Origin of the sequence: Streptomyces sp. G5(2025), from assembly GCF_049542075.1 — a bacterium.
In the GTDB taxonomy this organism is placed as follows: Bacteria; Actinomycetota; Actinomycetes; order Streptomycetales; family Streptomycetaceae; genus Streptomyces.
Genome location: NZ_JBMUZT010000002.1, coordinates 1,182,834 through 1,194,822 on the forward strand (window position 1 = coordinate 1,182,834; position 11,989 = coordinate 1,194,822).

The following is an 11,989-nucleotide window of genomic DNA, read 5'->3' on the forward strand; positions in this document are numbered from 1 at the left end:
CCCGCGGGCGATCGTCACCAAGCGTCATAGAGCCATGTGGGCCGCACCGCAGGCGCCCCGATCTCCTATTTGATCAGAGCGGGAAGCCCGTCCCGAAGTGACCAGTGCGGCAGATGCGAAAGAGCCAGTACGCCTTTCCGGTCTTGCCGGGGATGACCATTGCCCCCTTCCATGAGGAGGCGAGCCGTGATGGTCTCCGAAAACATGATCGGCGTTGAGGAATTGCATGAGCGAGCGGCCATGGTGGCGCGACGCTGTCATCTATCACATCTATCCGCGTAGCTTTCTCGACACGAACGGCGACGGTTCGGGCGATCTGCCCGGCGTCACCGCCCGCCTCCCCTACCTGGCCGACCTGGGCGTGGACGCGCTGTGGCTGTCGCCCTTCTACCTCTCTCCCATGGAGGACTTCGGGTACGACATCACCGACCACACCGCCGTGGACCCGCTCTTCGGGAAGCTGGACGACTTCGACACGCTCGTCGAGACCGCCCACGCGCACGGAGTGAAGGTGTTGATCGACTACGTGCCCAACCACACCTCCAGCAGGCACCGTTGGTTCCTGGACTCCCAGCGGGGCCGTACGGACCCACGGCGGGACTGGTACGTCTGGCGCGACCCGGCACCGGGTGGCGGCCCCCCGAACAACTGGATCACCCTGTTCGGCGAGCCGGCTTGGAGCCCGCACCCGGAAAGCGGCCAGTACTACCTGCACTCCTTCCTGCCGTCCATGCCCGACCTCAACTGGCGTCACCCCGAGGTCCGCCGGGCCATGCTGGACGTCGCCCGCTTCTGGCTCGACCGCGGTGTGGACGGCTACCGCATCGACTGCGTTCCGCTGGTCGCCAAGGACCCCCTGTTCCGCGACAACCCACCGGCCGAACCCCTCGCCATGGCCCAGCACCGCCCCATGGGCGCCTATGACGGGCAGCGGCACATCCACGACCAGGGCCACCCCGACCTGCACGACATCTACCGCTCTCTCCGTGCGCTGCTGGACTCCTACGGCTCCGGCCAGGAACGCGTGGCGATCGGGGAGATCCACGAACACGACTGGCCCCTGTGGAGCACCTTCTTCGGACAGGACCTGGACGAGATCCACCTACCGCTGAACTTCGGTCTCCTCAAGGCACCGTGGAGACCCGCGGACGTCGAGAAGCTGCTCCGCGACGTACAGGACGCCCTGCCCGCCGGGGCCACGCCGGCCTGGGTGCTGGGCAGCCACGACGAGCCCCGGGTGGCCTCCCGCATCGGTGCCGCGCAGGCACGGAACGCCATGATGCTGCTGCTCACCCTCCCGGGCACGGCCCTCCTCTACTACGGTGACGAACTCGGCCTGCCCAACGGCGAGTTGGCCGCACACCGCGCCCAGGACCCGTGGGGCGTCCGCGACCAGAGCCTCAGCCGCGACCCGGCCCGCACCCCCATGCCGTGGACCCCGGGGCCCACAGCGGGATTCACCCGCGCCCCGGCCGAACCGTGGCTGCCGGTGGTCGTCCCCGAAGGCGGTTCCGCCGCCGAGCAGGTCACCGACCCCACCTCGTTCCTCGCTCTGACGCGTTCGCTGCTGCGACTGCGCCACGACCACCCCGCGCTCGCCGGGGACGCGCTGGAGTTCCAGAGCGGCCTGCCGGAGGGAGTACTGGGCTATCAGCGGCGTGGACACCGCCCGGGCGACGCTCTCCTGGTGATGCTCAACTTCACGGACAGGGCCGTGCGGCTGCCCCGCGCCCACGGCGGCCCGGCGGCGGCCGGCCGATGGGTGCGCCTCGTGTCGACCTGCCCCGAGCCCGGGCCGGGGCAGGCCGTCGACGCCCTGGCCCCCCACGAGGGAGTCATCTGCGGGCCCCGGCCGGCGGCGGGCCACGAAAGGATGCCGAATGGAGCCGCGTGACCTGACCCGGCCGCGCCGACGTACGACCAAGGCGGCCACGGTCCGCGTGGAAGCGGGCAGCCGGACGTTCCTCGCGTACGACTCCGCTGCCACCGCTCAGCATGTGGCGCTGATCGCCACGTTCGCGCCGCCCGAAGGCGACGCGGCAGGGTGGCCGCGTGAACTGTTCGCCGCGTTGCGTGCCGCCCCTGTCCTCACGGCCCCGTTCACCTTCCGGCCCGCCCGCCCACGGCTCGGCGTCCTCACCCCGGCCTGGCAGGTACTCGCCGGGCACGAGATCGACCCGGACCACCATGTACGGCGCTCCGCGCTCCCCTCGCCCGGCGGGCCGAGGGAACTGGACGCCTTGGTGGCCCGGCTGCACTCCCAGCCCCTGGACCCGGAGCGGCCTCTGTGGGAGTTCCACCTCATCGAGGGGCTCGCTGACCACCGGGTCGCCTTCTACTTCAAGGGCCACCACGCCTTGGTGGACGGCGTCGGCTTCCTCGCACACCTGAAGCACATGTTCACAGCCGCCCCGACCGCATCCGTGCGACCGTTCTGGAGCGTCCCGAATGAGCCGAGCCCGCCGAGCGCGCCGGGCGAGCCGTCCTCGGGCACCGGCCAACAGCTGCGCCACGGACCGGGCGGCAAGGCGTCCGCCGTGGCGGATCTCGTCAGTGCGGCCAGGCTCATCGCCCGGGACGCCCGCGGGCCGCGCGACCCGGCACGTGCGCTTCCTTACGCGGCGCCGAGGTCGACGCTGAACGGCCGCATCGGACGGCAACGGGTCGTCGCGACGTCGAGCTGCGCGTTCGAACGGCTGCGCTCAGCGGCACGGGCAGCCGACGTGACGGTCAACGAAATCTTCCTGGCCATGTGCGGCGGAGGACTGCGCCGCTATCTGCGCGAGTTCGCCTCCCTGCCCGAGCGGACGCTGACCGCGGGCACTCCGGTGTCGACGCGCGCCCCCGGCGACGACACCACCCTGATCGCCCACGCCATGACCGCGATGAGTCTCGGCACGGACATCGCCGACCCGCTCGACCGGCTGAAGCTGGTCGCACGCTCCAGCTCCCTCGCCAAGGAGAGGGTCCGGCGGCTGCCCAGCGGCGTCGCCGCGGCCTACGGCGCCGCCTTCTCGACGCCGTTCCTGGTCCAGCACCTCGCCGGGCTCGGCGGCAGGACGCGGACGCCGTACAACGTGGTGGTCTCGAATGTGGCCGGCCCTGTGGAGCCGCGGTACGTCTGCGGCGCCCGGCTCGAATCGCTGGCGGCGGTCGGCAGCATCTGTCACGGCATGGCGCTGTTCATCGCGGCGATGACCGGGGGCAGCCGGTTCACCGCCGTCTTCACCGGTGACCGCCGCACCGTCCCGCACGTGCGCGAACTCGCGCGGTACACCGGCGACGCCCTGGCCGAGCTGGAGGACGCGCTCGGCTGTGCCGGCGATCCGGCGCCCGCGCGGCGCCGGTGAGCGGGCCCCACCCCCCGAATCCCAGCCGGAAGGAATCCGATGCCCACTCCGATCATCCTGGACTGCGACCCCGGCCACGACGACACCTTCGCGATCCTGCTCGCCGCGGGCAGCGACCGCGTCGACCTGCGTGCCGTCACGGCCGTGGCGGGCAACCACGTGGTGGAGAAATCCGCTCTCAACGCACGGCGCGTCCTCAGCCTCACCGGGGTCACAGGCGTCCCGGTGGCGGCGGGCCACGCCGGACCGCTGCTCGGGGAGCACGCCGCGCCCCGGCAGGGCGACCAGTACGGCGGCCCGGATGTGCACGGCAACTCCGGACTCGACGGCTGGGACTTCGCGGAGCCCACGGTCCCGCAGGACGAGCGCCATGCCGTGGAACTCATGATCTCGGTACTCACGGAGTCCACCGAACCGGTCACCATCGTGGCCACCGGCCCGCAGACCAACGTGGCCGCTCTCCTGCTCGCCGCTCCGCACCTGCGTCCGAAGATCCGCGAGATCCTCTGCATGGCCGGCTCGACGCACCGGGGCAACTTCCTGCCCTACTCCGAGGCCAACGTCCTGTTCGACCCCGAGGCGGCGAGCATCGTCCTGAACAGCGGGGTCCCGGTCACGTACTGCGGTCTCAATGTCACCCACCAGGCCCTGGTCACCGCGGAGGTGCTCGCCGAGATCGGCTCCGTGCCCCGGCTCGGTGAAGCGGCCGAGGCGCTGCTGCGGTTCCGGTCGGGAACCTACGACAGGATCTGGGGCATGCCGGAACCCCCGCTGCACGACCCCGTCGTGGTCGCCATGCTGATCGATCCGTCCTTGGTCGGCTGCCAGGACGCCAACATCGTCGTGGAACTGCACGGCGCGTTCACCCGGGGCGCCACAGCCATCGACCTGGCCGGTGTGACCGACCGCAAACCCAACGCGCGGGTCGCGCTGGAGCTGGACGCGCCGAGGTTCTGGCAGCTCCTCACCGACACCCTGCGGAAGTTGGCGTGACGTGACGGAACTCGACGAGGCACTGACGTATCTGCGGGACTGCGGACCCGAGTGGGGGCCGGGGGTGAGCAACCACGGGCCCATGGCCGCTGAGGCGCTGGTCCGCCTCGGCCGCTCGGAAGCGGTCGGCCGCTTCGTCAGCGACTACCGGAAGATGCTCTACCGTGACGCGCCGGTTCGGGCGGTGGCGATCGACGGCGCCAACTGGCGGGCGGCACTGGGCAACATGCGACTCCTCGGGGACTGGAACGCCTTCTTCCGGGACCGTCTCGCCGAGCGGCCCTGGCGGGAGGTTCTCGCCCACTGGTGGCCCCGGCTGCTGCCCGGGCTGCCGGCCGGCGGCGGGCACGGGGTGATCAGAACCGGGCACGCCGTGCGCGCGCTGGCCGAGAAGGAGACACCCGAACGCGTCGACGAGCTCGCGCTCGGCCTCGGCTACTGGGCCGCCCGGTACCAGGAGGTCCCGGGCAGTGGACGGTTCCTCGGCTCACGGAGCGTGACGCGTGTCTGGGGCGAGGTGCCGAAACTCCACACGCGGCAGGGCATCGGTGAGATCTTCCGTATCAGGCTGGAGGCGCTGTATCTACAGCCCGACTTCGGCTCCGTGGTGGACGAGGTGGCGGAACCGGAGGACGCGTACGAACTGCTGAGCGTCGTCACCAGGCTCGCGGCGCACGGCTATCTGACCGACAACCACGAGAAATACATGGGGTTCGTGCACGCGCTCACGGTGCCGGCCGCGGTGCGTCTGGTACTCGGTCACCTGCCCGTCGAGCAGCACCTCCCCAGCGTCGCGGCCGCCTGGCAGTTCACCGCCGCGATCCGCAGCGTCTACGGCACCGGCCACCGGGAGCCCGCGGCGCCGGTCACGCCGGTGGACTACGAGACTCTGACCGACAGAGCGGTCGCGACCGGGGACCCGCACGCCATCAAGTACGTCGAGGCGTGCCGGCGGGAGGATCGCACGGCCCCCGATCCGATCTACGCGGTGGTCGCGACCGACTGGATCCGGCGCATGGAAGACGGCACATGGATCGAATGACGGGCTTCACACCGCGCTCGGGTGAACGCGCCGAGGCCCCGCGCTCCGTACGGGAGGCCGCGATGGACGCACCGCTCGACCTGCTGAGCCTGGACACACCGTCCTACGTCTACGACCTGGCCGAAGTTCGGCGCGCGCACGCCCTGTTGACCTCCGCGCTGCCGCTCGGCGCGCCCCTGCACTACTCCCTCAAGGCCAACCCGCACCCCGCCGTCCTGAAGCAGCTCGCCGCGCTCGGATGCCGTGCCGAGGTCTGCTCTCCCGGAGAGCTCCGCGCGGCACTGAGGGCGGGCTTCTCCGCGGCCGGGACGCTGTACACCGGCCCCGGGAAGTGCGACGCCGATGTACGCGGAGCCGTCGCCCAGGGGGTGCGCCGGTTCTCCGTGGACTCGCCGGGCGGCCTCGACCAGCTCGACCGCGTGGGTCGTGAGCACGGTGTACGGCTGTCGGCGCTGCTACGGATCAACCCGCAGGAGCCACCGCACGGCGCGGGCCTCGCCATGACGGGCGGCCCGTCCCAGTTCGGTGCGGACCTGTCGTGGCTCCACGAGGAGCCCCTGCTCTTCGCCGGCCGCGCGTACGCCCGACTGGTCGGCGTCCACCTCTATATGGGGAGCAATCTGGCGGACGAGAAAGCGTTGCTGACGGTCTTCGAACACGCGCTCCGGGTCGCAGGCGAGGCTCAGGAAGCGCTCGGTTGCGAGCGGTTCGAGGTCCTGGACCTCGGCGGAGGATTCGGAGCTCCGTACGCGACACGAGGGCGGCTGCCGGTGTTCGCCACCCTCAGGGAACGGCTCGGCGTACTGCTCGACCGTGCTTTCCCCGCGTGGCGGACCGGCTCGCCCGAGGTCTTCTTCGAGTCCGGCCGCTATCTGTCGGCCGCGTGCGGGCAGCTGCTGACCAGAGTGCTCGACGTGAAGCGGTCGCACGGGTGCCGGATCGTGGTGCTCGACGCCGGGATCAATCACCTCGGCGGCATGTCCGGTCTCGGCAGGGAGCCGCGTATCGACCCCGAGTTGCTGACCACGGCGGACGGACGGAACGCCGGCCACGAGACCATCGTGACCGGACCGCTGTGCCATCCCCTGGACAGCTGGACGAGAAACGGTCTCCTCCCCGATGTGGAACCAGGGGAACTCATCGCCGTGCCCAACGTCGGCGCCTACGGCCTCCACTCGTCGCTCGCGCTGTTCCATGGACACCCCATGCCCCTGGAGGTGGTGGTCGATGACGGCCGGGAGATCGAGCGCAGCCGGATCACCGTGGGCCGGGAGCGGTACGGGACGTGATCTCCTCGACCGCTCGGACGGCGGGACCGGGGTGTCCACCCGCCCGGCGCACCGGTGCCGTCGCCCCGGGCCTCATCCTGCGTCCCCGCCCCGGTGTCCCGATGCGGATCGACGTGCCGGCGCGGCACCCCTTCGTCATCGTCATGCGCGACGACAGCGCCCATTGCGTACACGAGTTGACCGGCCGTCTCGCGGCCCGCAGCCGGGTGCCGCGGGCGCACCTCGTCACCACAGTGCGGGCGAAGTACCTGCGATTCCAGCAGGAGGTGCGCGACGGATTGCGCCAGGCGATGGCGCGGCCCGACGGCGTCACCTTCCACGTGGCGGACCCGGTCGCCCTGGAGCGGGCGGTCCGCAGTCGCGTGGGGGAGCGCGCCCTGATCAGCCTGGACCCATTGGTGGCGCACGCGCACGGCCACCTCCGGCTCTCCCGGGGGTTCCTGCTGGGCGGTGGCCGGAGTGTCGGCCTGGTCGCCAGGCCGGGCGCCCCCCGGATCGCCGACCAGCTGGCGGCGCTCCGTGCGCGGCTCGCGGGCGCCGAGTGCGCTCTCGTCGAGGACGACGTCTGCACCGGGGGTTCCGTCGAGGCGGCGACCCGCTTGCTCCGGGCGGCGGGCATCCGGGTCGCCCACGTGGTACCCGGCATACGGCTCACGGCTCCCGGCGGGGCGTCCACCACCGGCGTCCCCATGCACCCGGTGATCGACTACCGGATGCCGCGCAGCGGTGCGGTGGACCTGACGGACTCCCGCAACTACCTGCTGGGCATGTCGGGGCTGGCGGTCCGGCTGCCGCGGAGGCAATGGGGGCGAGCGCCGTACTGGCTCCCCTTCGTCAGCGCGGCTTCCCGCATCGGCATCAGCCCCGGGATGGAACGGGCGTTCGCGAAGGGGATGTTGGAGGCCAACGCCCGCTTCTTCACCGAGGTCGAGCGGACGGCCCGCTACCGGATACGGGTGGGCGATCTCTGTCCGGGCGGCCGGCGGTTGCTCACCTCGCTGGAGATCGCGTGGACGTCGACCCCTGTTCTCGCTGTCCTGGAGCAACTGGCCTCCTCTCCGGACCGCTACGTCGAGATCGTCCAACGGGCCAAAGAGCGTGAGGTCGAGGGCCGTTGAGAGGCCGTCCCCATGGATTCGACGCCATCCTCCTGGACGTGAACGGGACCCTCTTGCCGTCCGGCACGTCGTCGTCCCACGCCAGTCGCCGTGTACGGCGCCTGCTGCGCGAGGCGCTGGCCCTGTCGTATGCCCGCGGCTACGCCGTCGGCCTCTGTTCCGACTCGCCGCTGGAGCAGCTGGGGGAATTCGGCGAACGCGTGGGCCTGGGAGCGGCTTCGACGTTCCCCGTGGTGGCGGAGAACGGCAACATCGTCTCCTTCGACGGCGCCGTGCGCCTCATGACGCCGTTCCCCGCGTCGGGCGCCGTACGCGGCATCGTCGGCGATGTCGCCGCGGCGCACGGGGCCGAGCGGCTCAAGGACACGTCGAGTCCCGAATTCGGCGGTACGCCCGTGAGCCACCGGACCTGGGCGTTCGGTGCGAACCGGCGGGCCTCGGTCAGTGTGTTCGCGCCACCGCCCCTCATCACCGAGGCCGCCCGCACCCTGGCCGGGTGGGCGCGGGACCACGGCGTCGAGCTCGGCCTCGACCGCAGTGCGCGCCACGGCTTCCTCGGCGTTCATCCGTACACCCCCTGGCACTCGGGCAAGCGGCGCACGCTGGAGGTGCTCGCCCGGGAGGGGCACCGGCTGCTCATGGTCGGTGACTCCCTCGCGGACTGGGTGCCCGCGGGGCGTGGTGTGCGGTGCGCCTTCGTTGCGAACGCCGCCATCCCCGAACCGGTGCGCGCGTCGGCGTGGTTCGTCTCCTCCCGTCCCGGTCCTGACGGAGTCGTGGATGTGCTGCGCCGAGCGGCGACCGCACCGCACCGGCCCCCACGGCTCCCGAAGGCCGCACCGCCCGCCCCGAAGGAGTGACTCGTGTCCCGTGTCCGTGTCGGCATACTCGGCTGCGGCATGATCGCCCAGCTCATGCACCTGCCCTACCTCACCGAGTTGGAGGACCGCTTCGAGATCGCCGCGCTGTGCGATCAGGACAAGGCGCTCGCCCAACGGGTCGCCGCCCGCCACCGAGTGCCGCGGGTGCACGACTCGTGGGAGAACCTGTTGGACACGGTGCCGTCGCTCGACGCCGTCCTCATCCTCAACAAGGACCACTTCGCCCCCGCGCTCATGGCGCTGGAACGAGGCATCCACACGTTCACCGAGAAACCCTTGTGCTACACGCAGGGCGAGGCCGAACAGCTCGTCGGCACCGCGGAGCGCACGGGCGCCAAGCTCATGGTCGGGTACATGAAACGCTACGACAGCGGGGTGCGGCGAGGGCTTGAGGAGATGCGCCGGATCTCCGCGCCGCGCATGGCACGCGCCCACATCGTCGTGGGGCCCGACTACGGCAACTGGATCATCCCGGAAATCCAGCGGATCGACCGCCCGGCCGGCGCGGAAGCGGACTCCGGGACCGACGGGCGCACAGCGAAAGCCCGCGGCGAACTCGGTACCGGGTCGCCCGCTCTCCTGGCCGCCTACATGGACATGTTCGGTGTCTGGAGCCATGACATCAACGTGCTCCGCGCGGCCTTCCCCGCCGCGCCCACGTCCGTCACAGCTCGTGTCTCCCCCGACGGCGGCACGCTCACCGCGCTGCTGGGCCACGCGGACGGGTTGCAGTGTGTCTTTCTCGGCGGGAAGACCTCGGTGCGTCTCTTCGAGGAGAACCTCACCGTGTGGGGGTCCGACCGCGTCGTGGAACTCCACATCTCGAACCCCTTCCTCCGCCACGTTCCCTCGACCGTACGCGTACGCCAGGACGAGGCGCCGTCGTCGGGGCGGCCCCGTCCGCTCACCGTCGAGCGGACGGTGGACGGTTCGCACCACGAGGCGTTCAAGGCCCAGTTGTGCCACTTCCACGCATGCGTGACCACCCCGGAGCTCCAGCCGCTCACGAGCGGGCAGGAATCGCTGGAGGACATCCGCCTGATGCTCGCCATCCTGCGGTCGGCCCGCTGAGCTGGTCACGGGAAGAGACGTGGCCAAAGGGACACGCGACCCGACCGGCCACATCGGCGCGCCAGACCCGCCGATACGATCAAGCCATGCTCTCCTCGACGGCCCGTCGCTACCTGCTCAGCGGCCCGCTCATCGCGGCGCTGCTCGCCTTCGGCTACTACGCCGCGCAGCCCGTCCCGGCCGGTTGCACCCTGTCGTCCGAGCCGTACGGCTCCCAGTTCGAGGCGAGGGACATGCAGGCGTCGGGCGGCGGGCAGTGCGAGGGACGGGCCCGCTTCATGGCGTGGCTGAGGAAGTAGGCCGGTTCACCGGCCCGGCGTGTCGGCCGCCCACACCGCAGCGATGGCCGTGAACACGGCCCGATAGGACGCGGCTGTAGCGGTGTTGGCCGGGTGAGGGCGAGGGTGACGAGCGCGGCCAGGCCGACGGCGCCGCCGATCTGCCGGGTGGCGTTCATCAGGCCCGAGGCGGCGCCGGCGTCGTGCTCGGCCGTGCCGGAGGTGACCGGGGTGATCAGTAGGACCATTCCGGCCGACATCACGATCGCCGGCCCAGCGGGCCCTCCGCGTATCCGCTGTCCGCGCCGATCCGGCTCTGCCAGACGAATCCGGCCGCCGACAGCAGAGCGGCCAGGACGATCAGGGTCCGGAGGGCCCGTGCGGTGCCCGCCTTGGTGCGGGTGTCGCTGAACCTGGTGGAGTACTACTTCGAGACGAAGGCCCAGCTGCTGCACGCCGCCCTGGAACGCCTGGAGCAGCAGAGCCACCGACCCCGAACTGGCCGCGCGGCGCGTGGCCGAGGGACCCGACCGCCAGGAACGGCAGCTGACCGCCGTGCTGGAGCAGGCCAACGGGACGGCGCTCTGGACCGGCAGCGGGACGCGGCGGCGGAGGCGGCTCACCTGTTGTCCCTCAGCCACGGGCTGGGCACCTGCGTCCTGATCGGCCGGCGCGGCGCGGACGCCGCCACGGAGGTCCTGTGCGCCCACCTCGGCCAGCTCTTCGCGCAGGCCCCACACGCCGGCCTCCGGTGAGTCCGGATCACGGCAGGACGCCCGGCACGGCCGCGGAGGAATGGTCCGTGGATTGCCGGGCACGCGGACGTAGGTATCCGAATGATCGGGGACCGTAGAACAGGAGGATTTGTCGTGTCGTTCCTTTGGGCCATCATCGCAGGACTCATCATCGGCCTGCTGGCCAAGCTCGTTCTGCCCGGTCGTCAGCCCATCCCCCTGTGGCTGACGGTTGTCCTGGGCATCGTCGGCGCCGTCGTCGGCAATGCTCTCGCCAGTGCGTTCGGTGTACGGGACACCGGCGGCATCGACTGGATCCGGCATGTCTTCCAGGTCGGCGTCGCCGCCGTCCTCATCTCCTTGGTGACCCCTCTGTGGGCCCGACGACACGCTTGATCCGATCCCGCCCCCAAGCCCCCGGCGTCCCGCGCCGGGGGCTTCGCGTGCGCTGCGTGCCGGGCCCCGGTGGGCCGGGGCCCGGCACGCGCCGCTACGTCCAATGGCGCAGGGCGAGGCGGGGAGCCCGCCGGGTGAGCCAGGCGCAGGCCAGGCCGACGGCGGCACCGGCGACGACGTCGCTGGGATAGTGGGCGCCGCTCTGCACACGCTCGACCGCCACCATCGCCGCCGGTACCGCGCACGTGACGCCGGCGGCCGGCCAGGTGGGGAGGACGGCGGCGGTGAAGGCGACCGCGGCCGCCGTGTGCCCGGAGGGGAAGGAAGAGGAGTCGGGGCGGTCGTCCGCCTCGTCGTGCGGGAACCACTCCTTCGGCGGCCGGGGCCGGTCGGCCAGCTGCTTGCACACGCCGTTCGACGCCAGCTGCGCCACCGTCATGGCGGCGAGACCGGCGGCCGCCGCCGTGCGGCCGCGCCACCCGCCGAAGCACGCCATCGCGACGGCGGCCCCGCACCACAGCTTCGTGCTCTCCGCCGCCTCCTCCACTCCGGACAGCACCTTGCCCGCACCCGGCGCGACGCGCCGGGCCACCTGCTGTGTCACCACTCGATCAACCTCACGCACAACCGTCAACAGCTTCATGCGCACCAGGTATCCCGAAGCGCCCCGGGTTACGCAGGTCTTGATCACCTGTAGCCGACCGGCCGAGCCGGTCGGCTTCTCTTCTCCCCTGCCTGCCGGGCCCCCCACTGCTAGCATGAGACGTATGGCACGAGGTATCTGGTCGCAGAAGGTCCGCTCCGCCCGCTGACGGCGGCGCCTTCTTCTCTCTGCTG

At 71.4% G+C, this 11,989-nt stretch carries 12 protein-coding genes; 11 read left to right on the forward strand and 1 reads right to left on the reverse strand.

What is annotated here, in order from left to right:
- Positions 1 to 226 precede the first annotated feature (226 nt).
- From ACOBQB_RS05675 to ACOBQB_RS05725, 11 genes are all read left to right on the forward strand, one after another.
- Complete coding sequence (locus ACOBQB_RS05675; RefSeq protein ID WP_423589266.1) at positions 227 to 1,894, forward strand: alpha-amylase family glycosyl hydrolase; 1,668 nt, start codon at positions 227 to 229, stop codon at positions 1,892 to 1,894.
- On the forward strand, positions 1,881 to 3,350 hold the full coding sequence (locus tag ACOBQB_RS05680) for a wax ester/triacylglycerol synthase family O-acyltransferase (RefSeq protein WP_423589268.1): 1,470 nt from the start codon (positions 1,881 to 1,883) through the stop codon (positions 3,348 to 3,350). Before ACOBQB_RS05675 ends, ACOBQB_RS05680 begins: the two co-directional genes overlap by 14 nt.
- Before the next feature lie 39 nt (positions 3,351 to 3,389).
- Positions 3,390 to 4,343: a nucleoside hydrolase gene (locus tag ACOBQB_RS05685; protein WP_423589269.1), complete on the forward strand. Its 954-nt coding sequence runs from the start codon at positions 3,390 to 3,392 to the stop codon at positions 4,341 to 4,343.
- Position 4,344: 1 nt separating this feature from the next.
- Complete coding sequence (locus ACOBQB_RS05690; RefSeq protein ID WP_423589271.1) at positions 4,345 to 5,385, forward strand: questin oxidase family protein; 1,041 nt, start codon at positions 4,345 to 4,347, stop codon at positions 5,383 to 5,385.
- The gene (locus tag ACOBQB_RS05695; RefSeq protein WP_423589273.1) at positions 5,373 to 6,674 is read left to right on the forward strand and encodes a type III PLP-dependent enzyme; all 1,302 of its coding nucleotides are present in this window, start codon (positions 5,373 to 5,375) and stop codon (positions 6,672 to 6,674) included. Before ACOBQB_RS05690 ends, ACOBQB_RS05695 begins: the two co-directional genes overlap by 13 nt.
- 101 nt (positions 6,675 to 6,775) lie before the next feature.
- A complete protein-coding gene (locus ACOBQB_RS05700) occupies positions 6,776 to 7,792 on the forward strand; it encodes a hypothetical protein (RefSeq protein WP_423589274.1) in 1,017 nt (338 codons plus the stop codon).
- A gap of 38 nt (positions 7,793 to 7,830) precedes the next feature.
- Positions 7,831 to 8,652: a hypothetical protein gene (locus ACOBQB_RS05705; protein WP_423589276.1), complete on the forward strand. Its 822-nt coding sequence runs from the start codon at positions 7,831 to 7,833 to the stop codon at positions 8,650 to 8,652.
- A gap of 3 nt (positions 8,653 to 8,655) precedes the next feature.
- Positions 8,656 to 9,744: a Gfo/Idh/MocA family protein gene (locus ACOBQB_RS05710; RefSeq protein ID WP_423589278.1), complete on the forward strand. Its 1,089-nt coding sequence runs from the start codon at positions 8,656 to 8,658 to the stop codon at positions 9,742 to 9,744.
- An 86-nt stretch (positions 9,745 to 9,830) separates the two neighbouring features.
- Entirely contained in the window at positions 9,831 to 10,043 is a 213-nt protein-coding gene (locus tag ACOBQB_RS05715) for a hypothetical protein (protein ID WP_423589280.1), read from the forward strand.
- 362 nt (positions 10,044 to 10,405) lie between these two features.
- Positions 10,406 to 10,777 (forward strand): hypothetical protein, encoded by a 372-nt coding sequence (locus ACOBQB_RS05720; RefSeq protein WP_423589281.1) that lies wholly within the window; start codon positions 10,406 to 10,408, stop codon positions 10,775 to 10,777.
- Between the two features lie 114 nt (positions 10,778 to 10,891).
- A complete protein-coding gene (locus ACOBQB_RS05725) occupies positions 10,892 to 11,152 on the forward strand; it encodes a GlsB/YeaQ/YmgE family stress response membrane protein (RefSeq protein ID WP_423589283.1) in 261 nt (86 codons plus the stop codon).
- Between the two features lie 94 nt (positions 11,153 to 11,246).
- Here ACOBQB_RS05725 and ACOBQB_RS05730 read toward each other — a convergent pair whose 3' ends face one another.
- Positions 11,247 to 11,756, reverse strand: coding sequence for a phosphatase PAP2 family protein (locus tag ACOBQB_RS05730; protein ID WP_423589285.1), 510 nt, complete (start codon positions 11,754 to 11,756; stop codon positions 11,247 to 11,249).
- Positions 11,757 to 11,989: the final 233 nt, after the last annotated feature.

What these genes read in the sequence shown, in the direction of transcription:
- ACOBQB_RS05700 (WP_423589274.1), top strand. Translation starts at nt 6,776, where the DNA reads ATGCGGATCGACGTGCCGGCGCGGCACCCCTTCGTCATCGTCATGCGC.
- ACOBQB_RS05680 (WP_423589268.1), top strand. Translation starts at nt 1,881, where the DNA reads ATGGAGCCGCGTGACCTGACCCGGCCGCGCCGACGTACGACCAAGGCG.
- ACOBQB_RS05685 (WP_423589269.1), top strand. Translation starts at nt 3,390, where the DNA reads ATGCCCACTCCGATCATCCTGGACTGCGACCCCGGCCACGACGACACC.
- ACOBQB_RS05715 (WP_423589280.1), top strand. Translation starts at nt 9,831, where the DNA reads ATGCTCTCCTCGACGGCCCGTCGCTACCTGCTCAGCGGCCCGCTCATC.
- ACOBQB_RS05695 (WP_423589273.1), top strand. Translation starts at nt 5,373, where the DNA reads ATGGATCGAATGACGGGCTTCACACCGCGCTCGGGTGAACGCGCCGAG.
- ACOBQB_RS05675 (WP_423589266.1), top strand. Translation starts at nt 227, where the DNA reads ATGAGCGAGCGGCCATGGTGGCGCGACGCTGTCATCTATCACATCTAT.